Below are 25,021 nucleotides of genomic sequence, written 5' to 3'. Positions count from 1 at the left end.
AAATACTTCTATTTTTTTGAAAATAAAAGATGAGTTCTCATATACCTCAATATACTATATATAAAAATAAAAAAATGCCTTTTTTTTATAAACTTAGATTTACTCCTTCTCAGTTAGTAAGTGTGACAGTATTGCTAACATTTTTATTGTTTATCCCTCAAGTTTTGCTCAACTGGCAGGCATTTTACAACTTTAATTATATTACAAAACAAGAATTTAACCTCCAAAGACTAAGTGATAAAATTACTTATTTTGATGAAGTATTAACTATGTCAGCCCGGATGAATGCAGCGACAGGTAATACTTTTTGGGAAAACCGATATCGCGAATTTGAACCTCAGCTTGATTTTGCTATTAAAGAAGCTATTAAACTTGCTCCTGAAACATATAAAGATACAAATGCTCAAAGAGTTGATGTTGCTAATCAGAAGTTAGTTGCAATGGAATATCAATCTTTTGATTTAGTTAATAACAATCAAAAACAGGCTGCACAACAACTATTATCCAGCCGTGAATACGAAATACAAAAACGGATTTATGCTGATGGTGTTGCTAAACGGAACCAGAATATATCCTTGGGATTGCAACTAAAAGTTGCTGCGTATCGCCAAAGAATGATTTGGGCTATTTTGGGTTCTATTATAAGTTTAACAATACTTATACCAGTCTGGCTTTCAGTATTACGTTTATTGCAAGAATACTTAAAAGCCAAAAAAAATGCTCAAGCTGCATTAGAAGAAACTAATTCCATGTTAGAAATACAAGTTGCAGCTAGAACAGAAAAATTAAAACAAAAAAATATTCAATTACAACAGACATTAGTAGAACTACAGCAGACGCAAGTGCAACTGATTCAAACTGAAAAAATGTCTTCACTAGGTCAGTTAGTTGCTGGTGTTGCTCATGAGATTAATAATCCTGTTAATTTCATTTATGGCAACTTGATACACGTTAAGGACTACACTCAAAAATTATTAACTCTGATTACCCAATACCAGCAAGAATGTTCTCATTGCCATCCCCAACAAAATCTTGTGGATAAGGATATAGATTTAGATTTTATTATTGGTGATCTCCCCAAAATATTATCTTCAATGCAAGTAGGTACTGAACGTATCAGTGAAATTGTCTTAAGTTTAAGGAACTTTTCGCGTCTTGATGAAGCAGAAATGAAACCAGTTAATATTCATGAAGGTATTAATAGTACGCTGTTAATTGTACAAGACTTAATTAAAGGTCATAAGAAACAGCAGGAAATTACAATTATTAAAAACTATGGAAGTTTGCCTCTAATTGAATGTTATGCAGGAGGATTAAATCAAGTATTTATGAATATAATTACTAATGCTATTGATGCTCTCCGCCAACAGGAAGTAGATGTGCATAAAAATATTAAACAGCACTTCAGTTCAATTATTATCAATACTCAAGTAAAAGATGAAGACAACATAATTATCAGTATTAAAGATAACGGTACAGGAATCAGGGAAAATTGTAAACATAGATTGTTTGAGCCGTTCTTTACTACTAAACCCGTAGGTAAAGGTACTGGATTAGGATTATCTATTAGTTACCAGATTATAGTAGATAAGCATAAGGGCAAAATAGATTATATTTCTGAGCCTGGAAAGGGAACAGAATTTTTGATTGAGATTCCTATTAGGCAAATAAAGCCAGCAAGTATATAGCAGATAAGAGTGATCATTACTTCTTTTGGCAAAGGGTACATCAGCCCTCTTTTTATACTCTTTTTTGGCTACAGCATTTCATTTACATAGTGTTTCATAAATAAGCAGCTTGATTATTTTTTCTTCTTCTTGACATTACCATCAGCAACAGTTAAATTAATAAGTGAATACACACTTATTTATGGCACGCACACCAAAAATCACTAATGAACAAATTTTAGATGCAGCCCGTGAAATCTTTCTGCAACAAGGATTTGGTGCTTCAACCTTGGAAATTGCTCAAAAAGCCGGAATTTCCGAAGCTTCCATCTTCAAGCGATTCTTAACCAAAGAAAAATTATTTTTTGCGTCAATGGGAATTCCGGAAAGACCTCCTTGGGTAGAAGAAATAGATTCTCTAGCTGGGAAAGGAAATCTCAAGCAAAATCTTATTCATTTGTGTCTGCAAACTTTAGAATTTCATCGTCAAGTGATGCCACGATTGATGATGTTGAAAGCTTGCGGGAATCTGCTTCCAGAAACAGCAACTATGATCAGATCAAAACCTATCCGTGAGGTTAAAGTATTCACTAATTTCCTGGCTCAAGAAATAGAAAAAGAACGGCTTCGCCCTAGTGATCCTCATACTATTGCTATGATATTGCTAGGATCACTAATGAACTATGTTTTCTTAGAACAGATGCACCCCACAGAAATTATCAAAACAGAAGAAGCGAAATTTGTCGAGGATCTCGTAGATATTGTTTGGCAGGGAATTGCACCTATTCAAGAGTAATTACATAGACTAAATTTTTTGGAGAATTAATAAGTAACTACTTACATTTTAATTTTTAATGTTTAGGGAACCTACTCCCCAAGTTTGATTTTTTTAGCACAAATAGATCAAGTTCACCCGATCAGATGATGGCTAATTTTATATTTAATTGCTAGTATAAAAGGAGAATCAGTAATCAAAATCTATTAATTACAAGGGTTTTTGCAAACAGTATTTTTGAGTATTCAGTTCAAAATAAATTAATAACTTTTAATTCTAGTAATCACCACCAAATAATATGACTACTCACAAAGAAATTCCCCTAATCGGCAAAAAAATTAAGTACCCATTTCGCTGGTTAATGGGGTTGGTGGCATCTGGTATTTTGATAATTGGCACAACCACAGCCTTAAAAATAATAAATCCAGAAAACCGTAAACAAGACATTACTAAACTCACTGTTCCAGTTGCAGGAAAAAGTGTCACAGTGCGGATTACTGCTAGTGGGAAAGTGCAACCAATACAAAGCGTGAATATTAGTCCTAAAAATCCGGGAATTATCACCGAATTGGATATTGAACAGGGAGAAAAAGTCCAGAAAGGGCAAATTATTGCTCGTATGGATAACTCAGAAATTAAAATGCGAATTCTCCAATTTCAAGCTAATTTAGAACAAGCTAAAGCACAATTAGCAGAGAGTCAAGCCGGGAGTCGTCCTGAAGAAATTGCTCAAGGAAAAGCGCGTGTAGCCCAAGCTGTAGCCCAGTTAGCTATCATTCGGGAGGGGAATCGTTCTCAAGAAATTGATCAAGCGAAGGCTGCTGTAGACTCAGCTAAAGCGCAAGTAGAACTAACCCAAGCTAGGGTAAACCGTTATCAAGGATTAGCGAAAGAAGGGGCAATTTCTCAAGATTCTTTAGAACAATATATCAGTGAAAATAAAAGAGCGAAAGCTAGTTTAGAAGAAGCTCAACGGCGATTATCACTACAAAAAGTGGGTAGCCGCGATGAAGAGATTAAAAAGCAAGAAGCTGTAGTAATTCAAGAACGAGAAGCGCTTCAAAAGTTAAGAAATGGTAGTCGTATTGAAGAAATTGCTCGACTCAAGGCTTCTGTAGCGGCTGCATATGCTCAGTTACAACAGCAGCAAGTACAGTTGGCAGATACCGTTATTCGCGCTCCTTTTGCGGGGATTGTGACTCAAAAATACGCGAATATAGGGGCTTTTGTGACACCAACAACTTCGGCTTCTACAAGTACGTCAGCAACTTCTAGTTCAATTGTGGCTTTAGCGACGGGTTTGGAAGTTTTAGCTCAGGTTCCAGAAGCTGATATTGGTAGAATTAAGCAAGGACAGCAGGTAGAAATTGTTGCTGATGCTTATCCAGATCAAGTATTTAAAGGACGTGTCCGTTTAATTGCTCCTGAAGCGGTGGTGGAACAGGGTGTGACATCTTTTCAGGTGCGGGTTTTGATTGATAGTGGTGCGGATAAATTGCGCTCTGGATTAAATGTGGATGTGACATTTTTGGGCGATCGCATTAACGATGCTTTAACCCTACCAACTGTAGCAATTCTCACTGAAAATGGCAAAACTGGTGTACTTATCCCAGATGCAAATAATAAACCTCTATTTAAAGAAATCACAATTGGAGCGCAAATCAAAGATGAAACTCAGGTTTTAGAAGGCGTAAACAAGGGTGATTTGATATTTGTAAATCCACCCAAAGATTACAAAATTGAAAAAGCCAAAGCCGAAAATAAATAATGATCAAAAGTTAAAAAATAATTTCGATAAATGAAAAGCTGACATAGCAAAAATTTCACAATCTAATAAAATTGTATGAACTTTTTAGAAAGCGTCCAAATGGCAGGTAAAACCCTGCTGGCTAACAAGTTACGTAGCGCCCTCACAATGTTGGGTATTGTCATTGGTAATGGTTCAGTAATTGCGATGATTGGGATTGGGGAAGGGGGACAAAAGTTTGTAGCCAATCAACTAAATTCCTTGGGGCCAAACGTCTTATTTGTGATTCCAGGTAACGAGGAAACTCAACGGGTTGCTAGAGATGTGACTAGAACGCTGGTTTTAGAAGATGCTAATGCGATCGCAACTCAAGTACCCACAATAGCAGTAACTACAGCAGAATTGAATAGTAGACAGGTGGTGACATATAAAAATAGAAATACCGATGTCAATATTATTGGGACAACTCCCAGCTTTTTGAAAGTTCGAGATTTTGAAGTAGCCACAGGAAGGTTTTTCACCGACATAGATATGAAGCGCAGCAACCAAGTTGTAGTGCTAGGTGCAAAATTGAAAGAAAAACTTTTTGGTAATACTAACCCCATTAGTCAGCAGATCAGAATCAAAAATGCCAGCTTTCAAGTAATTGGGGTGCTAACAGACAAAGGTTCAAATTTAGGTGTAAGTTATGATGATGCAGTATTAGTCCCAATTCTCACATCAGCAAATCGGCTAGTGGGAAGAACCTCTCCATACGGATTAGAAGTAACCTACATTGTTGCCTCTGCGAAAGATGCCGATAGCGTGGATGCAGCAGAGTTTCAAATTACCAATTTACTACGACAACGCCATAAATTAGTTGGTGAAAATGACTTTACGATTCGTACCCAAAAGGATGCTTTGCAAACAGTAGGTCAAATTTCCGGTGCGTTGACAACCATGTTAACTGCGATCGCCGGAATTTCTCTTTTAGTCGGTGGTATTGGTATTATGAATATTATGCTGGTTTCTGTCACCGAACGCACCCAAGAAATTGGCTTAAGAAAAGCAATTGGTGCTACCGAACAGGACATTTTACTTCAGTTCATTATTGAAGCAGTGATTGTTTCTATAATTGGTGGTTTAGTTGGTACTACAGTTGGAGTCGGCTGCATAGTTTTAGTATCAGTCTTAACTCCTTTAGAAGCAAGTATTTCCGTCGTTTCCATTACAATGGCTGTGGGTATTTCTGGGGGAATTGGATTATTTTTTGGCGTAGTTCCAGCCCGTCGTGCGGCACAACTTGATCCGATTGTGGCTTTAAGAAGCGCCTAAAGAGTAATAATTTCCGAGTTCTGAGTTTTGTGAAAAATTAAAAATTCAGAAAATTTTATTTTCATTAAAATAGTTTATACCATGATGCGCTATCAGGAAAAAGGAGGATGTTCACCCATTGCATATAGAATACGACGTAAATTGACTAAGCCTTCTCGATTTAAGCGTAAAAGTTCAACAGTAGCTCTTCCTATAGGAGTTAAACCAATAATTAGAGTATAATTTTCATTCCAACTGAAATGTTCTTGCCAATTTTGTTGTTGGGGATGATAAATAGGAACAATTTCTCGGCTAACTGGGTCTTGAATTTCAGTTTTGTTATATTTATAGTTATTACATCCTTGACAAGATAAAGCTAAATTATCAAAATTACTTTCACCTCCTTTACTTAATGGTTTAATATGTTCAATAGAAAAACTATGTGTAGCAAATTTTTCTTGAGAATAGCAATATTCACAGCAACTTTTGGCTCTTAATCTCACTTCTTGTTTAAGTTGATTTGTGAGTTTACTGTCAGTCATTATTAATTGGTTTAATACCCATTTGTGTGATTAAAGTAGTGAGAGGAAGTTGACGTATTTGAGCTAATTGAGTTAAATATTCTAAACGTTGAGCTTGATGATTTTCTACTTGTTCTGTTAATTTTAACAGTTGTTGATATTCTGATTCTGTTAAAATTTCCTGATTACGTTTTCCAATTAAATTTTGATACAAGTCTTGCAGTTCTTGAGGTAAATCTTGATGAATATTTTCCAATAATTCAAACTCCTTTAGCGATAAACTAGGAGCTATTCTTTGAGCTTTAATTTGGAGAATCTGCTCAATAAACTGCTCTAACTCAGGCTGAGTTAATTGCTGGGCTGCTTGAAGTAAATCTAGTGCAGACAGTTGGGCATCAACTTTAACCGTAGGCATAATGCTATAATAATAAAAATCATATTCTATGAACATATTGATTATAACTGATTATTGAGAAATGCAAAACACATTAAGAAATATTGTTTTTTATGAATGATTCAGAAGTAGTAGCAATCACTATTTTATTGGATATATCTGACACTATTAATTTAGATCATGGTAAAAATTATTAAGTGACAAATGTGACACACATTCTTGTTAATGAAATGATAATTAATTTTTGTAAAAGGATAAATCTCTGTGAATAATACTCTTTCTTTAACTGATGCAAATATTCCTAACTCTGAACCAAAATCAGGAATTATCCGGCTTGAAAACATCTTTAAAGTTTACGGTAGTGGTGAAACAGAAGTAAAAGCACTAAACGATATCAACTTAACTATAGAAGAAGGCGAATATTGTTCTATAATGGGGCCTTCTGGTTCTGGAAAATCTACAGCCATGAATATTATTGGTTGTTTAGATCGTCCTAGTTCTGGACATTATTATTTAGACAATCTTGATGTAGCGCAAATTGGTGATACAGAACTGGCGCATATTCGCAATAGAAAGCTAGGATTTGTATTTCAACAATTCCATTTATTAAACCAATTGACAGCAATGGAGAATGTGATGCTGCCAATGGTGTATGCTGATGTTAAGCCTGGGGAAAGAAAAGAACGGGCAATTGAAGCATTGATAAAAGTAGGTTTAGAAAAACGTCTCAATAACAAACCCACCCAATTATCAGGGGGACAACAACAAAGAGTAGCGATCGCTCGCGCCATTGTCAACCGTCCTGTTGTTCTCCTTGCTGACGAACCCACCGGCGCACTGGACTCCCACACAACTCAGGAAGTTTTAGATATTTTTGAGGAATTAAATGCAAGTGGTATTACCGTAGTTATGGTGACTCACGAAACAGAGGTTGCACGTCGAACCAAGCGGATAGTTTGGTTTCGTGATGGTGAAATTGTCCATTCTCACATTAAGCCAGAGGAGTTACATCAAGTTGTTGTGTCTTGATCATACTCCCTCAAAAATTCTACTCAGTATTCAAAAAGTACCATGTTACAAATCACCAATAAAACAGTTATTCCTCTTAGCGAAATCAGCATTAGTGCAATTCGTTCCCAAGGTGCAGGTGGTCAAAATGTCAATAAAGTGGCTACAGCCATTCATTTGCGCTTCGACATCAACGCCTCCTCCCTATCACCGCTTTACAAAGAACGTTTGCTGAATTTGGGAGATCAACGCATTACTAAAGATGGGATAATTGTCATCAAAGCCCAGCAACATCGTACTCAAGAACAGAATAAAGAAGACGCACTCAAACGTCTCCAAACTTTAATTAAAAGCGTCACCATTACCTCTCCAAAACGCAAGCCCACAAAACCCACACGCAGTGCTAAAAATAAACGCATTGACAGCAAAACCAAACGCGGTGAAATTAAATCCCTACGGGGCAAAATTACAGAATGAGCCGCGCAACTAATTTTTATAATTACCTCCTACCACCAAAAGAAGGATATTTATTAATTAGCTAATTTATCTTTTATCTATCCTGTTATAGAGAGTATACTCTATCTTAAGAAACAAGAATTTAGTAAAAGATTTTGATAAACTTGTACCAGTGATGTAGATATTAATTAAGGTTTTAATTATGCCTGATAAAGTGAAGCCTAGCTCGAATGAAGCAACTACTTATGATGCACAATTAGCTGCTGAAAATATAATTAGTGGTAATGAAAAAGCACCAAAAGTAGATTTTGAAGCTGATTATGCAGCTGCACAGCAGTTCAGTGTCAGTGAAATTGATCGCACAGGTGAAGGCAAAACTGCTGCTGAAGCGGCTACTGCACCTAAAGATGAAATCTCTGAACCAGAAGAGACAAAAACTGAAGCGCAATCAACAGGTAATCCTGATGATTATATAGAGATGAGTAAGGAAATAGGTGCTTCTAAGACGGAGGGTATCACTAGTGTTAGTGATGAGTTAGTACAACAAGCTTTGCAAAAGGGTAAAGCCCCTCAGAAGTAATTCCAATTACAGCACTTCCCGGTGTTATGAAGTACAAGAATGCCTCCGGCACGCTACGCGTTAGCAAAGCTCTCGCGTTGTGGCACACCAGTCGCCTACGCTGGTAAACCCGCCTACAGCGCGATGAGGGGGCTAAGATGTACCTCATAAGAGTGGAAAACGCTATATTTAACATCAAAAACTTATTTTTTGCCAATGCTCAATCTTGATTAGGTTGGGCTTTTAACAACTTTTGATCACCTCTAATAATTCACTAGGATGATCAATTAAAAAATTCGGATGTTCTTTAGCTAGTGCTTCTGCTGAATTGAACCCCCAGGTGACTGCAATCACTTTGATATTCGCTTTTTTTGAAGCTTCAATATCTCTAGTTTCATCACCTACATAAATAACTGATTGCGTTTTAATTTGCCTTTGCCTTAAGACATTATTAATTATTGTAGTTTTTCCAAAAATTGTTACTCCTGAATGGATAAATTCAAACAGATAATCTAAATCATTGCATTTGAGAAATTCAGTTACATTCTCTTGAGAATTAGAAGTAATAATTCCCAGTTGATATCCTTCATTTTTGAGTTCTATGAGGGCTTCTGGAATTCCGGATATAGGGTGAAATTCTTTAATTTTGTTTTTTAATTCTCCTTTGACTTTTTTCAGTAAAAAAGGAATTTTGAAGACGGAAATACCTGAATATCTAATAATTTCTCTAGAAGTTAAATTTCTCAATAGAGCTAGTTCATCGGGGGTAATTTGTATATAACCAAACTCTAAAGCTAAACGATTGGCAATAGTTACAAGAGCATCTACTGTATCCGCAATCGTTCCATCAAAGTCAAATATTATTACTTTTTGGGTCATTCTTTAGCCTAGATGCGTCAAGATTAGCACGAGCATTCCGTCGTAACATTTCTGGTTTAATCCGTCGTAAGGCTGATGCTGGAAATTGTTTATCCCACTCCTCTTCTGAGATTTGCGCTAATTCTACCAGCTTGGGTGCTAAATTCCCAGGATAAGGTTGAAAATCTGTTACATCTGTTTCCTGAGCAAAACGCTGATTCCAAGGACATACATCTTGACAAATATCGCAACCGGCAACCCAGCCATGTAAGTGAGGTGTAAGTGTTTCTGGCAAGTTATCTGCGCGGTTTTCAATGGTATGATAGGCGATGCAACGATTGGCATCTACTACAAATGGCTCGGTAATTGCCCCGGTAGGACAAGCCTGTAAACAACGGGTACAAGTTCCACAATGTTCTGTAGCTGGGCGATCGCTCTCTAGTTCTATATTAGTTAATATTTCTCCCAAAAAAACCCAAGATCCATAATCTCGCGTAATCACATTACCATTCTTGGCAATCCAACCAATACCAGCTTTTTGCGCCCAAACTTTATCTTGCACTGGGCCTGTATCTGCGTAATATCTGGCTTTTACACCTTCACCCCATGATTCTAGCCCGGTAGCTAGTTGTTTGAGCTTTTTGTGCAGAATTTTATGATAGTCCCGTCCCCAACCATAACGGGAAATTTTTCCATATTCTTCACCTTCTGGGCGTTGATCTGGTGTGTAATAATTTAGCGCCACACAAACAAGCGATCGCACTTCTGGCATCACTAAACGAATATCCTCACGCTTAGGATTAGCCATCCATTGCATATCAGCATGAAAACCCAACTCCATCCATGCTTGCAACCGTTGCGTTACTATGGCATCTAGCCCAACTACAGATGCAATCCCAACTTTATGAAAACCCAACTCCCTGGCTTTCTCTTTTACCTCGCTGCTGGTGAGTGGAGACTTATTCATCAAACTTTATGGGTTGAGGGAAATTCAAATTGGAAATTTTATCGAAGTAAATAAGGCTAAAACCCTTTTTCACCATGCTCCCTGCCTGATCCCAACGACAATTTTTAACGCCAACCTACTTAGTACCCAAAAGAGACTATGGGTGGGAAAAAGCAACCTTGCATTACAGTATTTTATAAAAAAAACTAATAAATCAAATAAATTTAGCAAAAGTTATAGCTTAATTAATATTTCTTAACTAATTGCTTCAATCTTTGGGCAGAGTAGCTTCTAGCTTGAGACAGTTAGCACCATTAGTCTGCAACCGATACTCTACCTTGTCCATGAGACGATTCATAATCAGCCAGCCATAACCACCTTCTTTTTTTTCCGTCGGCTCAGGAGGAAAATAGGTAGACATATCAAAACCTTGTCCATAATCCCAAATTTCCAACAACAATTTGCGTTCTTTGAGTTCTAAACGCAGCAAAATTGGCAAATTAGGCTGATCTTTGTGAGCATGACGTACAGCGTTAGTATATGCCTCCACCACCGCCAAGCGCAAACGACTGGATTGTGCTGACCAATCCACTGATTCTCCTAGATGGATCTTCAAGCATCCTAGCAACCAAGCTTCAACGATATTTACAAAAATCAAGTCACTTGGTACGTGAAGCTCACTTTTCATTACTTATATAACCTCCAGAGAGAGGATAGTTTGGTCATCTTCTTGCACATGGTTATCTGCTTGAATACGAGTTAATAAATGTTTGAGAGACAGTGGCTGAGGTTGCTCTTGGATCAGTTGCCAAAGACCTTCCTGATTTAGCATGGTAGGCTGAATAGATCGACTACTACCATCAGTATTTTTAGGTAACTTTGAATACAGTGATACTTTGGCTTCCGTAATACCATCACTAGCTAATAGTAATGTGTCTCCAGAATTAAGTTTCAATCGCTCAGACTGTGATTGCCACTTTGGTAGGATACCCAAGGGGACACTGCGGATTTTGAGGTAATTTGGTTGAGTCACCAAATTTTCTGACTGTGACCACAACAGTGGATAAATATGGCCGGCATTAGCATAGACAAGTTCCTGAGTAGCCGGGGTGTAAGATGCAATAACAAGAGTAATAAAGTAATTGTTACTGATTAAGTCATCAGATAAAGCATAGTTAAGATTCTGCATGACAATATTCGGCTCGGCTGGTGATTCTTGGGATAATTCCCGACGTAATAAAGAAATAGCACTAGCCATAAATAGAGCTGCTGGAACACCTTTACCGGAAACATCACCGACTGCTAACCATAATTCACCTTTAGGATGAACAAACACTTCAAAAAAATCTCCTCCTACTTCCCTTGCTGGGTAACAGCAGGCTTGTACCTTGAGACCGTCCAAATCAGGTAAAGTTTGACGGAGCAGATTATTTTGAATTTGGCGAGCTACTTCCAATTCCAGGTGGATTTGCTGTTGTTTTTCTTGCAGGCTTTGGTAGAGTTTGGCTTGGGAGAGAGCTAAAGCTGCTTGTTCTGCCACACCTGTAATGAGTTGAATGTCTTCCTCTGGCCAAGGATGCTCACTGCCCCATTGATAGAGAGTCATTACAGCTAGTAAGTGCTGTTGATAGGTAAATGGTACAACTAAGCAGTGATAAGGTTTGCCATGATGTGTATCTTGAATTATTTGATAGTGTTGAGTTTGGAGAACTTCTTCAATTAGGGAGATAGGGTTGAAGGGTAGACTAAAATCTGGGTCTTGGGAATCTTGATAGGAAAACTGGTTTTGTGTTAGGAGATCGTCCTCTACAAGTCTTAGTACACAACTAGTAGCAGAAAAGGTTTTGCCAATAGTACAGACAATTTTTTTTAAGATACTGTCATAATCAAACGATTGCCGAATTGCCGTGGTGACGGCGTTAAATAAAGATTCTCGTCTTAGGGCATGACGTAGTTCTTTTGTCCGCTTTTTTACTAATTTATATGTATCACAGCCTTGCTCGACTAATGCCTTTAACTGTTCAGGCTTCCAAGGTTTAGTGATGTATTTAAATACCTGACCAGAGTTAATTGCATCAACTAAATCTTCGACATCAGTAAAACCTGTTAATAAAATCCGGATTGTATCGGGAAAGCGTTCCACTGTGCGACTGAATAATTCCGTGCCGTTCATATCTGGCATTCTTTGATCAGAGATAATTACGGCCATCTCCCCTACTTGATCTAAGATTGCCAAAGCATCATGGGCATTATTTGCTTTATATACTTTAAAATTTCGCCAAAAAGTGCGGTAGAGTAAGTCCAAGTTATCTGGCTCGTCGTCTACGACCATGAGCTTGAGTTTTTCTTTATCTTTCTCGGTCATCTTATCCAACAAGCTATCTTCCCTCCACCAAGACTGCTTTCTTGCATTATTAGCCCACGATTCCAGAACGCAAGGCACGTACTGCTGCTTGGGTACGGTCATCAGCACATAGCTTGTTCAGAATATTGCGAACGTGAGTTTTTACAGTTCCAATTGTGATGTAAAGTCTCTCCGCAATAATGGCATTGCTACAGCCTTCCACTATTAATTGTAATACTTCTAATTCCCTTTCTGTGAGAGAGTAGGCTTCAATAGGCTGCTGAGTTTCTGATGATTCTGAAGAATTGGCAGAAATTTTGGTATCTGAGGATATGGATGTTAGTCTCTGTGGACTTTGTTGTGCTTGTTGCAATACTATTCGAGCGATCGCTGGATCAATCCAAGCATTCCCATTGTAAGTTACTCGCACTGCTTCCAGTAAATTATCGAACTTGATATCCTTCATGCAGTAGGAATCTGCTCCGGCCGCAAAAGCTGCCAATACTGCCTCTTTATTATCCCTTAGAGTCAAAATTAACACTTTTGTGTCTAACTCTGCACTACCAGCAATAGCTTTGAACTCTCTTGTTAGCTCAATACCATCCTTATCTGGTAAACCAATATCGACAATCGCGATATCTGGTTGTAGTTTTTTTAACATTTTTAGCCCCTCAGCCGCATTGACAGCTTCCCCCACAACTTCAATCTCTTCCTTTTGCATTAGTGCTGTCCGAATACTCACACGAGTGAGATCATGATCTTCAATTAGCGCGATCCGAATTTTACTCATAGTCAACTTTTCTTTGATTAACACTTAGTTTTACACTTTTCATGACCAAAAAAGCATAAAAATCTGAGCTTAAGTTCTTGAACAAACTTCCCTAACCTGTTGGAAATGCCTTCAGGAGCATCTACACAGAATATTTAAGAGAAATTGAGCAGTTAAGTAGTCGGATAAAATTAATTACACACATTGTCTTTCTGCTTCCTGTTCCCTATTGAGAAATATATTTGATCAGGGGGATGCCAAAAACCTTAGAATGTGCTTTCGGCTCAGGAAGAAACACCTGTGATTTAGACAAGAAATAAAGGCTAAAAGCAGGATGAATTCTGCTTTAACACTAATTAATTACGCTGTTGTCGAATATATTTTTTAACTATTTCTCTGGCACTTAATTATTGTATTATATACATAGGTTAGGAACTATATACAAGCTATAGTAAATCAAGCCGGATTGCTAAATTTAGTAGCTACTCTAAACAAAATAAAATATATCTATTAAAAATTATGTTGGGATTAGAGAATATCTTTTTCAATTCAGATCAATTCATAGCACATGGACACTGCTATCTATGGAAAACTAATTTAGTTTTACTACACGTAATATCAGATGCCGTAATTTCCCTAGCTTATTACTCAATTCCCATTACAATATTTTACTTTGTTATTAAGCGTAAAGATTTGCCATTTTCGCGGATTTTTATGTTATTTAGCGTCTTTATAATTGCCTGTGGTACTACTCACATCCTACAAATTTGGACTCTTTGGCATCCAACTTACTGGTTGTCAGGGTTAGTTAAAGCTGGGACGGCGATGATATCTTTAATTACAGCAATAGAACTTTTGCCTTTAGTTCCACAAGCAATAGCTCTTCCTAACCCTAGTCAACTAAAACAGATAAATGAAAATCTACAAACAGAAATATCTGAGCGGATACGTGCAGATCAAGAACTCAGAAAATATCAAAATCATTTAGAAGAATTGGTTGCTCTCCGCACTCAAGAAATTACTAATACTAACGAGCAATTGAGACAAGAAATAGCTGAACGTGAACGTATTATGGAAGTTCTCAAACAAAGTGAGGAACGCTATCGTTATTTAATAGAAGCAATACCTCAACTTGTCTGGACAACTGATGCAGAAGGTCAGTGTGATTATTTCAATACAAATTGGACTAAATATACGGGATTGAGTTTTGAGGAATCATTGGGTAATGGTTGGCTAAAAGCATTACATCCAGATGATGTAGAAAGTTCTTATACAGTTTGGTTAAATGCTATGGAAAGTGGTACTAAATACGATAATCAATATCGCTTTAAACGGGCTAGTGATGGATATTATCGTTGGCAATTAGCTCAAGGATTACCACTTAAAGATGAGCAGGGTTGTGTAGTGAAGTGGTTTGGTACCTGTACAGATATTCATGAATATAAAGAAATAGAACAAGAACGCGCCCACTTACTGGAATTAGAACAAGTAGCACGGACTCAAGCCGAAACAGCTAATCGAATTAAAGATGAATTTTTAGCTGTACTTTCCCATGAGTTACGTACACCTCTAAATTCGATCTTAGGCTGGGCGCAGTTATTGCAAACCAAGAAACTCGACGAAATCAAGATATCTCAAGCTATAGCAACAATCGAGCGCAATGCCAAATTACAGGTGCAACTGATTGAAGATTTACTTGATGTTTCTAGAATTTTACAGGGTAAATTGAAACTGAATACAGTAAAAATCAACTTACAATCTATAATTGTATCAACTATAGAGACAATAAGTTTAGCCGCAGCAACTAAACTTATTCAGATCAATACAGTGTTTTCAGAAAATGTTGGGGAAGTGATGGGTGATCCCACTCGGTTACAGCAAGTTATTTGGAATTTGCTTTCTAACGCTGTTAAATTTACACCCAAGGGAGGAATGGTAGAAATTCAGTTAGAGCAGGTTAATGATGATGCTCAAATTACTGTTAGTGACACAGGTAAGGGGATTAGTTCTGAGTTTTTGCCATATATATTTGATTACTTTCGGCAGGCCGATAGCAGTTCTAATAGAAAATTTGGTGGATTAGGTTTGGGTCTAGCAATTGTGCGGAATATAGTAGAAGTGCATGGAGGTATTGTCTTAGCAGAAAGTCCTGGTATAGATCAGGGGGCAAGATTTACTATCAGGCTACCGTTAATGAAAGATAACTATTCTGAGATGATTGATGAAGAGAATAATTTTTCACTCTTAACTGACAACTCTTGTTTGTTGAATGGAATCAAGGTTTTAGTTGTTGATGATAATATTGATGCTCTTGATTTTGTGACGTTTGTTTTAGAGGAAGATGGGGCTGAAGTGATCACAGTATCTTCAGGATCGGAAGCAATAGAAGTGTTATCAAAATCACAGGTAGATGTGTTAATCAGTGATATTAGTATGCCAGAAATGGATGGTTATATGCTGATACGCCAAATAAGAAGTTGGAAGGCAGAAGCAGGTGGGAACACTCCAGCGATCGCACTGACTGCTTATGCTGGAGATTATAACCAACGTCAGGCCAGAGCCGCAGGGTTTCAGCTACATCTGACAAAGCCCATAATGCGAGAATCTTTAATTAGTGCGATCGCACAAGTCATGAATTTACCGCAGAGTTAATCAGAGACTTAGCAAAAGTATGAATAACCTTGAGTATTAAACAGCAACAGATGGTTCTTTAGGTGGACGTTCTTCCGAATAAATCTTCTTTGGTAAAGTCTCTACTGGTGCTGCTGGATATTCAAAAAGCCACTGATTTAGCAGAATGAGCGATAACCTTGGCTATCTCCCTTCTACTTCCCTGAACGGTTAGCACTATTTTTTGTTTTCTAATTTCTCTATTTCTTTCTCTGTCCGTTCGTAGGGTTTTGTCTTTGGTTGCCAGGAGGGAAACAGGTTAATAACAAAGTTGTTCATAGCTGTACGAGTCTGGGTACTGGCTTTTCCTAAAGCACCGGGTAACACCTGATCTCCCCCTGCTACAAACAGTAGAAAGCCAATGAGTATCAAAGGCATATATCGTTTCATATCTAAATTACCTCACAGACAGCACTATCACAATTAATAAATATCTATCTCACCAGTATGCTCAAGGATTTAGCTAAATGACAACTCCTCTTTGATGTCAAAGTTAGTATCTATGTAGTTATATTGAGTTATTTGCATATATTGTCTGCAATGAGAATATGAAACTAAATTGTCTTAATTTCTCAATGTGAAACAAATTATTAACTTAAAATTTTCAGGGGAATTTCAATCAAAAACTCACAACCTTTACCAACTTCAGAAACACACTTAATTTGACCACCATGTTTTTCTACAATAATTTGATAGCTCACAGATAAACCTAAACCAGTACCTTTTCCTGGTTCTTTAGTGGTAAAAAAAGGTTCAAAAATACGTAATTCCATCCCTTTCTCAATACCACAACCATTATCAGCAATGCAAATCAAAACAGAATTTTTCTCTGTAAGTTCTGTCCGAATCCAAATTTTAGGCTGGCCAGTTAATTTTCCATCTGCTGTTGATTTTTCTAATGCCCAAATTGCGTTATTGATAATATTCAAAAACACCTGATTTATCTGGGCTGCATAGCAGAATATAAGAGGTAAATTACCATACTCCTTAATGACTTGAATGGCTGGAAAATTTGTCTCTGTTTGCAGTAATCGATTTTGAAGAATTGAAAGTGTACTATCAATGCCTTCATGTAAATTAATAGGCTTCTTTTCTGCTTGATCAAGGCGAGCAAAAATCCTTAAGGAAAGAACCAGTTCACGAATACGGTTAGCCCCACTCATCATGGAATTGAGCATTTTTGGCAAATCATCAGCAATAAAATCTAAATCTAGAGATGCTATTTGCTGTTGAATTTCTGCTGTTTGTTGAGGATAGCTTTTTTGGGAAAGATGTATGAATTTAAGTAAATCTTGAGCATAATTATTAACATAGGGTATATTACCATAAATAAAACTAATTGGGTTGTTAATTTCATGGGCTACTCCAGCTACTAACTGTCCTAAAGCAGCCATTTTTTCACTTTGAATTAACTGGCTTTGGGTTTCCTGCAATTCTTTCAGAGTTTGAGCAATTTCTTCTTTTTGACGTTGTGTCTGTTTCAACAATTCTGCTTGCTGCAAAGCTACACCAAATTGTGAACTAACTTGGGTGAGTAAGTAGACTTCATCTTCTTGCCAATCACGGGTTTCTGCGTTTTGATAAACTGCTAATAAGCCCCAAATTTTATGCTTATAAAGGATAGCAATAATTACATAAGCCTTGGCTTGATAGCTTTCTAAAACTTTGATATAACAGTCGCTAAATCCGGCATTATAAATATCATTACAAACACGATATACTTCACCTTTAGCAAACTGACCACCTCCTGTATCTTGTAGATATGTATCAGTAGAAGGTTCAATTAAATCTTTTAATAGGCATTCACTGATATTTTCTCCTAATTCTGGTTGTTTGAACTGTTCTTCCATGAGAGTAACCCAACCCTCGGTGACAGCTTCAAATACGAATTCACCACTCCAATCGGGATTGAAGCGATAAATAGCAACGCGATCGCTATTCAGTAACTTTCTGAGTTCTTCGGTAGTGGTGCGGAAAATGCTTTCTAAGTCTAGGGACTGGCGAATTTTTTCGATGGTTCTAGCTATGGTTTTTTGGCATTCTGCTGCTTTTTCTCTGGCTTTAGCTTGTGCAAGTTGTGCAGATTGCAGTTTCATCTTTTCTATGTAATCTGCTTGCTGTAAGGCAACTCCCAGATGTTCAGCAATTAATTGCACAAATTCAATTTCTGATGCTTCCCATTGCCGAGGTCCACTACACTGATGAATACACAGTAAACCCCATAAATCCTGACATTTCATCAGGGGGACTGTTATATTGGCACGGACTTGGAATTTTTCCAACATTTTCACATGGCAATCACTAGCAACATCTTGATAAATATCCGATATTGCCTTAATCCTCCCTTCCCGATAAAGTTTGGTATACTCCTGTGCAAAGCAGTGATCATGCAGTTTAGTAGCTAAGATGGAAACTGATTCTGCACCTACATCTTCATAGATAAATTCGCCTTCCCATTCCAATTCAGGATAAAAGCGAAACACCCCAACCCTATCTGTGTTAAGCAACTGACGAACTTCTGTAACTGTAATTTTGAAGATGGCGTTTATATCTAAAGACTCACGAATGTGGGCAATTACTCTAGACAGAGCTTTTTGTTTTGCATCCAGATTCTGAGAAGATGTTATATCTAACTGATATTTTTTTTTGGATTGTCGTGGTGTCAGTTTCATGATCAAATATTTTTCTATACCCCACAGAAATTTATATATCGACAAACAATTTTTAGATTGATACTACAAATAAATCTAAGGGTTTTTACCAGTAAGAAGACATTTTAAAAGTTCTGAGTGATGTATCAAATACTTTTAGATACCCCTGAATACCCCTAAATCCCTATTTAAAAGGGGGACTTTGATTCCTGTTTGCCCTCCTTAAAAAGTCAATACGTGCCTAAAGTCACAGATCACTACTTTTAAAACAACTTTTAAGAAATTATTGCTCAGTCTTCTCTAAGGTAACAATAAATATGGGTATATGTTGAGTATATACATATAAATATTGTAGGGACACGATTTTGATCGTATCCCTACAACAAGATTTATCACCGCAGAAAACAGCACTATATGTGCTGAAATAGAATCATCTCCGCTTGACAGTGCTGCGTCTAAGTTCGCGGGTTTCGTCTTCTCGACGACGGCGATCGCGCCAATCTGCTAATGTCAAATAAACGACACCGCCTGTAACTGACACTAACAGCACTACGGCAACCAAAGCTAAAATACTCAAAAATGGACTTTCCACGATTCCTCTATAGTCCGTTGCGTCCCCAAACTACCATTGAAATCGACCAAGTGAACACAACCAAAAGTGATACCCAACCCAGTGTCAAAATCATAGTTCCACTTTTCACATAATTACAAAACGGCTCTAATATTTATCATACCGGGAAAAGGCAGTTGATTCGTTAATGGACTTGATAGCAGATTTGGCAAAATTATGGAACTAATGGCAGAACGGTTAGAATCGGTAAAAGCGGGAATCATGGGCAGTATATCTCTGGGTTTAGCTTTCCTGATTACCAGTCTTTTCAATGGGTTTGTGCTAAATGAGTATCTTTCGATACTTGTTACTCAGGAATTGAATTTAGTTAATTTAGAAGTATTGGCGAGTGGTGTAATAGCAGGTTTTTCTGGATTTCTATTTGGTGTCACCTACCGCTATATCATCCGTACAGATACAAACCCTCACCTGAAAACTGGTGGAATTTGGGCTTTTGGTTTGGTGCGAGGATTAACTCAAATAGAAGTTGGCTGGAATTATACTGATACCATTTTCCCTTTTTTGATATTTGCCGGGGAAAGTATATTATGGTTTACCTTTGCCGCTATTATTCTTGACACAGCTATTTTAATGGGTTGGCTCAAACCCTTTTCATAACTTATGAGTAATAATTATTTTCTGATAGTCGATCTTGAAGCTACTTGCTGTAATCAACGTAGTATACCGCGTCACGAAATGGAGATTATCGAAATTGGTGCGGTAATGCTGAATAGAAAAACCTGGGAGATTGATTCTGAATTTCAACAATTTATCCAACCTGTTCGACATCCCCAACTTACAGCTTTCTGCACGGAATTAACAAGTATTACTCAGCCACAAGTTGCAGCAGCACCTCTATTTTCAGAGGTAATTACCCGGTTTAAAGAATGGATTGATTCATTTCCTCATAATATATTTTGCTCTTGGGGTAATTACGACAAAACGCAATTTATCCAAGATTGCAAATTTCATCATGTCTCTTATCCTTTTGGTTCTGAACACAGAAATATCAAAACAGAATTTTCTGAATATTTGGGTGTATCTCATAAGTTTGGTATGGCACAAGCCCTTAACCATTTAGGTATGGAATTGCAAGGCACACATCATAGAGGGATTGATGATGCCCGTAATATAGCAGCTATTTACAGATATATGCAAACCATTAAGTAGTTTGGTGTTCAAAATAGTCATTGGGGCAAGGGTAAGGATTCAGGATACAGAATATTTGATATAGCAGGGAACAGAAGAGAAAAATATTCTTCTTCCTTATTTCCTATTCCCTGTTCCCTGCACTCACAGATAACTTTTATGGCTTACGCTACGCTATCAGCAAACCCTACTTAAAAGAAGTGGATGATATGATCTGAAGGTTTGACGATGTACAATAAAATAACCATTTATATAACATCGGGCTAAAAACAGATCATATTGATAATGTTATCAAATCTAAAATTATCGGTTTTGAGACTTTCTTAAGACTTAGAAACAGTATTGATGGTTTTTTCTAATGACTGCAATGCTGTTAACAACTTATCTTTTTGGGGTTTAGAAGCTTTAAGTTCTCCACTGATTTCATCCATACTTTTTTCTACAGCTTCATAATTAGCAAGAGATTTAGCTTTGATCCCGTCTTCTACTTCTTTCCAAGCATCTTCAAATTGATCAAATTCTTTTTTAGCTTGGACAAAATCGCCTGATGTGACTGCGGTTTTCGTTTTAGATACTACAGATAACAAACCATCATTACCTTTGGTAGATGTTGTTGTCGGGGCTGCTACGGTAGAATTGGTGATTGGTGCAGGTGTAGTTTCGGTGGTAGCTTTTTCGGTATCAGTACAGCCAATCAAAGTTAGTAAGCTGATACTTGAAATAATCAAAATTGACTGAAAACGCTTCATTGTAAATTCCTTGATTAATTAAACGGTGAATATGCGACTTATATCTTACTATTTCCTAGAGTTAAGATAAGAAAAGTAAAAAACTCGGAAAGATTGAGCAGAAAGGCAACAAATCTGATATATTCTCTGGGGTATGTTTATACTATCTCATACCACACTCATATAACCAAGATGATTTTTATGGAGGATTACTTATGAAACGGGCATTTCGCAAATATCACCGCACCCTTGCCATTATTATTTGTCTACCACTTCTATTAACAGTATTGACGGGAATGTTGACGACAATTGTGAAAGAATGGCCGATTAATACGGGAATGTCGTCTAACCTGCTTTTGAAAATTCATACAGGAGAAATCTTACATTTAGAAGCAATTTACCCGATTTTGAACGGATTGGGACTGATTGGGTTGTTAGTGACAGGAATGAGTATGTCGGGATTATTTGATCGAAAAAACCGGAAAAATGTCAATAATTAATAAAATTGAATTATTTTACGTCAGTTACCCGCCAGCTTAATTTGAGGTTAACCCAGAAATTCCAGATTGTGGCAACTGCGATCGCTATAAAGTTAGCAATGTAAGTTTTGTGAATCATAATATTAAAGTTCAGAACTACAAATTTAATAGGAATATCAACGACATTGAAAGCCGGAAAAATAAACTTCAAAACTAAATTCAATACCAGGAGATTCAACACCAATCCTGCCAAGCAAATCACATTAAACTTCAAAAATCTCTTTAATCTTGGCTTCCAACCTTTTTGCTGCATCGAGACATCCGCGAATGTCCAAGCATCATTCCACAAGAAATTATTGAAAATAGCAGTTTCACCAGCAATAATCTTACTGGGGTTTAGAGGTAAAGCGAGAGTTGTAGGATCATTCAGTAAGTAAAGCAAAGTCATATCCACAAATACTCCACTTAATCCCACTGCACCAAAGCGGAGAAATCGACCAACAGGGAAATTAACTTTTCTCCTAATTTTGCCTATGCGTCCAGTAGATACCCGTAATCTGACTAGATGATGGATATACTCTAAATATTGCTTCCATGTTACCTTGCTTTCGCCTTCTGTTCGTTCGCGGAAGACATAACCAGCTTCAGCAATTTCACCCACTTTGCCCCGGCCGATCACCTCTAGAAGAATTTTATAGCCTACAGGATTAAGAGTGGCATTAGCGATCGCACTCCGCCTCACCATAAAATAACCACTCATCGGGTCAGACACTCTTCCCAGCACCCCTGGTAATATAATCAATCCCAATACTTGCGCCCCACGAGACAAAAAGCGCCTAATCACACTCCAACTACTAACACCACCACCATCTACGTGACGACTGGCTAAAGCCAAATCTGCCCCATCTTCTATCTTCCCTAAAAGTTGCGTCAACACCTCTGGTGGATGCTGTAAATCCCCATCAATCACACCTAAAACACGCCCTGTAGCTACTTGCCACCCACGAATTACTGCCGAAGACAGTCCCCGTTCCTCTTCTCGTCGCATCACCCGCAACTGAGGGTAATCTGGTATCAGTGATTGTGCTACTTCCCAAGTCCGGTCTGGGCTATCATCATCCACCACAATCAGTTCATAATTACCAGGGATAGCCTCATCCAGTAAGTGACTTAAAATATTGACCACATTTTCGATATTGTCACGCTCTTTATACGTAGGAATAACTAGAGATAGAAAAATTGAATGATCTACAGCCACATCAACGGGTGGATATTCAGAAATCTTTAATACGCCAGTGGGAACTGATAACAGAGAGTTCGACGAGTTGGTATTCATAAATTAAAATTTGGATACCTAAGTGTAAAAATTTACTTTTAATGCGAATAGTCTTTCCGTGTAGGATTCACTATACTTTTTATACATCTTTTTTATCCTCTTAGCAATTGTGCAGTTCTAATGTGAAGTATTGGAAAAGTTTTTTGTTCCAGTATTTTCATTTAGTTCATCGTAACTTTATATTTAAATATTGATTTTTATGTAATACTACTTAAAAGATACTTAGTGATAGCACATTTAATCATTCGCAGTCAACATCAACTGCTCATAACTTAATCTTACAAACCTATATTCAATTCTAGAAAGCATGAACAAAATCTCTAGAATTCTTCCTCCTAATTGGCTAGGATCTTTAATGATAGTATTATTAATACTAGCCATATTTTTCCGCTGTGTTAATATTGACAGAAAAGTTTACTGGCATGATGAAGCATACACATCACTAAGAATTTCTGGATATACTAAATCAGAATTAATCAATGAAGTATTTAATGGAAAAATTCTACCTATTGAAACATTAAAAAAATTTCAGCGCACAAATTCTGAAGCTGGATTAACAGATACAATCAACTCTTTAGCTGTAGATGATGCTCAACATCCCCCACTTTATTACGGAATGCTGAGATTATGGATGCAACTTTTTGGTAATTCAATTACCAGTGCCAGAAGCCTATCAATTCTAATTAGTTTATTTTCTTTACCTTGCGTTTATTGGTTATGTTTAGAATTATTTAAATCACCAATAACTGCATGGATAAGCGTTGCCTTGATGACAGTATCACCCTTTCATGTCTTATATGCCCAAGAAGCAAGACAGTTTGCTTTATGGATTTTAACCACATTATTAAGTAGTGCAGTTTTCTTGCAAGCAATCAGGATTGGTAGTAAAAAGATTTGGGGATTCTATGCCTTAACCGTAGCATTAGGACTGTACACATTTTTATTTTCTGGACTAGTAGTAATTTCCCACGGCATTTATCTATTATTCATAGAAAAATTTAGGTTTACCAAACAATTTAGAGCCTATTTAGTCGCAGCTATTATTGGTTTCATATCTTTCATACCTTGGCTTTTCAATATTATTAACAACCTATCTGCAATTGAAAGTTCTACAGCTACTGCACAAATAAGACAATCTTTATCAGTTTTAGTTTCTACTTGTATTAAAAATATCAGCTATTTGTTTGGGGACTTTTGGATATATGAACAATTTATCCCAGATTTAGATTTACCAATTTTGCGATTGGGAAGATTTTTAGTTCCTTTATTTTTAATTTTAACCATATATTCATTCATATTTATTTATCGTCGAACCTTACCGCAAGTATGGTTATTTGTTTTTATTTTGAGTGGTGTATCTGCCTTAGCGCTCATCTTACCTGATGTGATAATTGGGGGTAAGTTAAGTATTCGTCCTAGATACGTAATTCCTTCTTACATAGGTATTCAATTATCTGTTGCTTATTTGTTAGCAACTCAAATAATTACTCCTAAAGACATAGTTCGCAAATTTTGGAAATCAGTATTAGTTGGTTTAATTTCTGTTGGTATTCTATCCTGTGCAGTTAGTTCTCAGGCAGATGGATGGTGGACTAAAGGGAGAAATACCCATTCAGAAATAGCTCGTATTATCAATCAATCAGCAAATCCACTTTTAATTAGTAGTACCTATTCCTTAAATATTGGTAACTTGATGTCCTTGAGTCATCTACTAAATGAAAAAGTGAAAATACAACTAGTATTAAATTCAAAACCTGCTGTGCCTGAGATTCCTGAGGGGTTTAGTGACATATTTTTATATAGTCCCTCACCAGAATTTCAAGCGGAACTAGAGAAAACATATAAATTAGATACTGTTTATGAAGATGGTAAGCTGTCGCACCTGGAGAAAAAATTTAGTAAAGCTGCTTAAATTAATTTAAATTTCCCCAATAACCTTCGCCAACCCGAAGTAATTTTTCAATCTCAATTCCTTCTGAAAATCTTTAATTGTCTGAATCAGGATATCCAGGATTAGAGGATTTACAGGATTTTTTATGAATATTTATCTGGGAATATTTC

General features: G+C 36.9%; 25 protein-coding genes. 12 read left to right on the top strand and 13 right to left on the bottom strand.

Annotated features, from left to right (window positions below):
* The first annotated feature begins 74 nt into the window (after positions 1–74).
* The 4 genes from VB713_RS01585 (at position 75) to VB713_RS01570 (ending at position 5,503) form a co-directional block, all read left to right on the top strand.
* Positions 75–1,688, top strand: a complete 1,614-nt coding sequence (locus tag VB713_RS01585) for a sensor histidine kinase (protein WP_323309833.1) — start codon at positions 75–77, stop codon at positions 1,686–1,688.
* A 181-nt stretch (positions 1,689–1,869) separates the two neighbouring features.
* A complete protein-coding gene (locus VB713_RS01580) occupies positions 1,870–2,463 on the top strand; it encodes a TetR/AcrR family transcriptional regulator (protein ID WP_323309832.1) in 594 nt (197 codons plus the stop codon).
* Positions 2,464–2,740: 277 nt separating this feature from the next.
* A complete protein-coding gene (locus VB713_RS01575) occupies positions 2,741–4,210 on the top strand; it encodes an efflux RND transporter periplasmic adaptor subunit (RefSeq protein WP_323309831.1) in 1,470 nt (489 codons plus the stop codon).
* 75 nt (positions 4,211–4,285) lie between these two features.
* The gene (locus VB713_RS01570; RefSeq protein ID WP_323309830.1) at positions 4,286–5,503 is read left to right on the top strand and encodes an ABC transporter permease; all 1,218 of its coding nucleotides are present in this window, start codon (positions 4,286–4,288) and stop codon (positions 5,501–5,503) included.
* Between the two features lie 92 nt (positions 5,504–5,595).
* Here VB713_RS01570 and VB713_RS01565 read toward each other — a convergent pair whose 3' ends face one another.
* Together VB713_RS01565 and VB713_RS01560 are read right to left on the bottom strand one after the other, a co-directional pair.
* The gene (locus VB713_RS01565) at positions 5,596–6,024 is read right to left on the bottom strand and encodes an HNH endonuclease (RefSeq protein WP_323309829.1); all 429 of its coding nucleotides are present in this window, start codon (positions 6,022–6,024) and stop codon (positions 5,596–5,598) included.
* Entirely contained in the window at positions 6,017–6,418 is a 402-nt protein-coding gene (locus tag VB713_RS01560; RefSeq protein ID WP_323309828.1) for an STAS/SEC14 domain-containing protein, read from the bottom strand. The genes VB713_RS01565 and VB713_RS01560 overlap by 8 nt, the downstream gene beginning before the upstream one ends.
* 243 nt (positions 6,419–6,661) lie before the next feature.
* Between VB713_RS01560 and VB713_RS01555 the strand changes: the two genes are divergently transcribed.
* The 3 genes from VB713_RS01555 to VB713_RS01545 all read left to right on the top strand — a co-directional run bounded on the left by VB713_RS01555 (position 6,662) and on the right by VB713_RS01545 (position 8,441).
* Positions 6,662–7,426: an ABC transporter ATP-binding protein gene (locus tag VB713_RS01555; RefSeq protein WP_323309827.1), complete on the top strand. Its 765-nt coding sequence runs from the start codon at positions 6,662–6,664 to the stop codon at positions 7,424–7,426.
* A gap of 42 nt (positions 7,427–7,468) precedes the next feature.
* The gene (gene arfB, locus VB713_RS01550) at positions 7,469–7,882 is read left to right on the top strand and encodes an alternative ribosome rescue aminoacyl-tRNA hydrolase ArfB (RefSeq protein WP_323309826.1); all 414 of its coding nucleotides are present in this window, start codon (positions 7,469–7,471) and stop codon (positions 7,880–7,882) included.
* A 181-nt stretch (positions 7,883–8,063) separates the two neighbouring features.
* Positions 8,064–8,441, top strand: coding sequence for a hypothetical protein (locus VB713_RS01545; RefSeq protein ID WP_323309825.1), 378 nt, complete (start codon positions 8,064–8,066; stop codon positions 8,439–8,441).
* Positions 8,442–8,663: 222 nt separating this feature from the next.
* Here the strand turns inward: VB713_RS01545 and VB713_RS01540 are convergent, their stop codons facing one another.
* The 5 genes from VB713_RS01540 to VB713_RS01520 all read right to left on the bottom strand — a co-directional run bounded on the left by VB713_RS01540 (position 8,664) and on the right by VB713_RS01520 (position 13,358).
* On the bottom strand, positions 8,664–9,299 hold the full coding sequence (locus tag VB713_RS01540) for an HAD-IA family hydrolase (RefSeq protein ID WP_323309824.1): 636 nt from the start codon (positions 9,297–9,299) through the stop codon (positions 8,664–8,666).
* The gene (gene queG, locus VB713_RS01535; RefSeq protein ID WP_323309823.1) at positions 9,274–10,245 is read right to left on the bottom strand and encodes a tRNA epoxyqueuosine(34) reductase QueG; all 972 of its coding nucleotides are present in this window, start codon (positions 10,243–10,245) and stop codon (positions 9,274–9,276) included. The genes VB713_RS01540 and queG overlap by 26 nt, the downstream gene beginning before the upstream one ends.
* A gap of 247 nt (positions 10,246–10,492) precedes the next feature.
* Positions 10,493–10,912: an anti-sigma regulatory factor gene (locus tag VB713_RS01530; protein WP_323309822.1), complete on the bottom strand. Its 420-nt coding sequence runs from the start codon at positions 10,910–10,912 to the stop codon at positions 10,493–10,495.
* A 3-nt stretch (positions 10,913–10,915) separates the two neighbouring features.
* Positions 10,916–12,589 carry a SpoIIE family protein phosphatase gene (locus VB713_RS01525; RefSeq protein ID WP_323309821.1) on the bottom strand — a complete coding sequence of 558 codons (1,674 nt, stop codon included), beginning with the start codon at positions 12,587–12,589 and terminating at the stop codon, positions 10,916–10,918.
* Positions 12,590–12,638: 49 nt separating this feature from the next.
* Entirely contained in the window at positions 12,639–13,358 is a 720-nt protein-coding gene (locus VB713_RS01520) for a response regulator transcription factor (protein ID WP_323309820.1), read from the bottom strand.
* Between the two features lie 498 nt (positions 13,359–13,856).
* Here VB713_RS01520 and VB713_RS01515 point away from each other — a divergent pair, with 498 nt between their 5' ends.
* A complete protein-coding gene (locus VB713_RS01515; protein ID WP_323309819.1) occupies positions 13,857–15,989 on the top strand; it encodes an ATP-binding protein in 2,133 nt (710 codons plus the stop codon).
* 195 nt (positions 15,990–16,184) lie between these two features.
* On the opposite strand, the gene VB713_RS01510 is transcribed toward VB713_RS01515, so the two are convergent.
* The 4 genes from VB713_RS01510 to petN form a co-directional block, all read right to left on the bottom strand.
* Entirely contained in the window at positions 16,185–16,397 is a 213-nt protein-coding gene (locus tag VB713_RS01510) for a hypothetical protein (protein ID WP_323309818.1), read from the bottom strand.
* Between the two features lie 200 nt (positions 16,398–16,597).
* Positions 16,598–18,679: a GAF domain-containing protein gene (locus VB713_RS01505; RefSeq protein WP_323309817.1), complete on the bottom strand. Its 2,082-nt coding sequence runs from the start codon at positions 18,677–18,679 to the stop codon at positions 16,598–16,600.
* A gap of 409 nt (positions 18,680–19,088) precedes the next feature.
* Positions 19,089–19,250: a hypothetical protein gene (locus VB713_RS01500; protein ID WP_323309816.1), complete on the bottom strand. Its 162-nt coding sequence runs from the start codon at positions 19,248–19,250 to the stop codon at positions 19,089–19,091.
* Between the two features lie 7 nt (positions 19,251–19,257).
* On the bottom strand, positions 19,258–19,344 hold the full coding sequence (petN, locus tag VB713_RS01495) for a cytochrome b6-f complex subunit PetN (protein WP_013189847.1): 87 nt from the start codon (positions 19,342–19,344) through the stop codon (positions 19,258–19,260).
* 101 nt (positions 19,345–19,445) lie between these two features.
* On the opposite strand from petN, the gene VB713_RS01490 reads away from it, so the two are divergent.
* Both VB713_RS01490 and VB713_RS01485 read left to right on the top strand, forming a co-directional pair.
* Positions 19,446–19,886, top strand: coding sequence for a hypothetical protein (locus tag VB713_RS01490; protein WP_323309815.1), 441 nt, complete (start codon positions 19,446–19,448; stop codon positions 19,884–19,886).
* Between the two features lie 3 nt (positions 19,887–19,889).
* Positions 19,890–20,438, top strand: coding sequence for a 3'-5' exonuclease (locus VB713_RS01485; RefSeq protein ID WP_323309814.1), 549 nt, complete (start codon positions 19,890–19,892; stop codon positions 20,436–20,438).
* A 302-nt stretch (positions 20,439–20,740) separates the two neighbouring features.
* On the opposite strand, the gene VB713_RS01480 is transcribed toward VB713_RS01485, so the two are convergent.
* Entirely contained in the window at positions 20,741–21,166 is a 426-nt protein-coding gene (locus VB713_RS01480) for a DUF4363 domain-containing protein (protein WP_323309813.1), read from the bottom strand.
* 194 nt (positions 21,167–21,360) lie between these two features.
* Here VB713_RS01480 and VB713_RS01475 point away from each other — a divergent pair, with 194 nt between their 5' ends.
* The gene (locus tag VB713_RS01475; protein WP_323309812.1) at positions 21,361–21,645 is read left to right on the top strand and encodes a peptidase; all 285 of its coding nucleotides are present in this window, start codon (positions 21,361–21,363) and stop codon (positions 21,643–21,645) included.
* 10 nt (positions 21,646–21,655) lie between these two features.
* On the opposite strand, the gene VB713_RS01470 is transcribed toward VB713_RS01475, so the two are convergent.
* Positions 21,656–22,960 carry a glycosyltransferase gene (locus VB713_RS01470; protein WP_323309811.1) on the bottom strand — a complete coding sequence of 435 codons (1,305 nt, stop codon included), beginning with the start codon at positions 22,958–22,960 and terminating at the stop codon, positions 21,656–21,658.
* Positions 22,961–23,267: 307 nt separating this feature from the next.
* Here VB713_RS01470 and VB713_RS01465 point away from each other — a divergent pair, with 307 nt between their 5' ends.
* Positions 23,268–24,872: a glycosyltransferase family 39 protein gene (locus VB713_RS01465; protein ID WP_323309810.1), complete on the top strand. Its 1,605-nt coding sequence runs from the start codon at positions 23,268–23,270 to the stop codon at positions 24,870–24,872.
* The last annotated feature ends 149 nt before the right edge of the window (positions 24,873–25,021 follow it).

The organism is Anabaena cylindrica UHCC 0172, from assembly GCF_034931625.1.
GTDB classification, from domain to species: Bacteria; Cyanobacteriota; Cyanobacteriia; order Cyanobacteriales; family Nostocaceae; genus Anabaena; species Anabaena cylindrica_A.
The sequence above is the reverse complement of the archived record's forward strand: the minus strand, read 5'-3'. Positions and strand labels throughout refer to the sequence as shown.

Coding starts and splice junctions, on each gene's coding strand:
- VB713_RS01585 (WP_323309833.1), top strand. CDS start 75: ATGCCTTTTTTTTATAAACTTAGATTTACTCCTTCTCAGTTAGTAAGT.
- VB713_RS01580 (WP_323309832.1), top strand. CDS start 1,870: ATGGCACGCACACCAAAAATCACTAATGAACAAATTTTAGATGCAGCC.
- VB713_RS01575 (WP_323309831.1), top strand. CDS start 2,741: ATGACTACTCACAAAGAAATTCCCCTAATCGGCAAAAAAATTAAGTAC.
- VB713_RS01570 (WP_323309830.1), top strand. CDS start 4,286: ATGAACTTTTTAGAAAGCGTCCAAATGGCAGGTAAAACCCTGCTGGCT.
- VB713_RS01565 (WP_323309829.1), bottom strand. CDS start 6,024: ATGACTGACAGTAAACTCACAAATCAACTTAAACAAGAAGTGAGATTA.
- VB713_RS01560 (WP_323309828.1), bottom strand. CDS start 6,418: ATGCCTACGGTTAAAGTTGATGCCCAACTGTCTGCACTAGATTTACTT.
- arfB (WP_323309826.1), top strand. CDS start 7,469: ATGTTACAAATCACCAATAAAACAGTTATTCCTCTTAGCGAAATCAGC.
- VB713_RS01545 (WP_323309825.1), top strand. CDS start 8,064: ATGCCTGATAAAGTGAAGCCTAGCTCGAATGAAGCAACTACTTATGAT.
- VB713_RS01540 (WP_323309824.1), bottom strand. CDS start 9,299: ATGACCCAAAAAGTAATAATATTTGACTTTGATGGAACGATTGCGGAT.
- queG (WP_323309823.1), bottom strand. CDS start 10,245: ATGAATAAGTCTCCACTCACCAGCAGCGAGGTAAAAGAGAAAGCCAGG.
- VB713_RS01530 (WP_323309822.1), bottom strand. CDS start 10,912: ATGAAAAGTGAGCTTCACGTACCAAGTGACTTGATTTTTGTAAATATC.
- VB713_RS01525 (WP_323309821.1), bottom strand. CDS start 12,589: ATGACCGAGAAAGATAAAGAAAAACTCAAGCTCATGGTCGTAGACGAC.
- VB713_RS01520 (WP_323309820.1), bottom strand. CDS start 13,358: ATGAGTAAAATTCGGATCGCGCTAATTGAAGATCATGATCTCACTCGT.
- VB713_RS01515 (WP_323309819.1), top strand. CDS start 13,857: ATGTTGGGATTAGAGAATATCTTTTTCAATTCAGATCAATTCATAGCA.
- VB713_RS01510 (WP_323309818.1), bottom strand. CDS start 16,397: ATGAAACGATATATGCCTTTGATACTCATTGGCTTTCTACTGTTTGTA.
- VB713_RS01505 (WP_323309817.1), bottom strand. CDS start 18,679: ATGAAACTGACACCACGACAATCCAAAAAAAAATATCAGTTAGATATA.
- petN (WP_013189847.1), bottom strand. CDS start 19,344: ATGATTTTGACACTGGGTTGGGTATCACTTTTGGTTGTGTTCACTTGG.
- VB713_RS01490 (WP_323309815.1), top strand. CDS start 19,446: ATGGAACTAATGGCAGAACGGTTAGAATCGGTAAAAGCGGGAATCATG.
- VB713_RS01485 (WP_323309814.1), top strand. CDS start 19,890: ATGAGTAATAATTATTTTCTGATAGTCGATCTTGAAGCTACTTGCTGT.
- VB713_RS01480 (WP_323309813.1), bottom strand. CDS start 21,166: ATGAAGCGTTTTCAGTCAATTTTGATTATTTCAAGTATCAGCTTACTA.
- VB713_RS01475 (WP_323309812.1), top strand. CDS start 21,361: ATGAAACGGGCATTTCGCAAATATCACCGCACCCTTGCCATTATTATT.
- VB713_RS01470 (WP_323309811.1), bottom strand. CDS start 22,960: ATGAATACCAACTCGTCGAACTCTCTGTTATCAGTTCCCACTGGCGTA.
- VB713_RS01465 (WP_323309810.1), top strand. CDS start 23,268: ATGAACAAAATCTCTAGAATTCTTCCTCCTAATTGGCTAGGATCTTTA.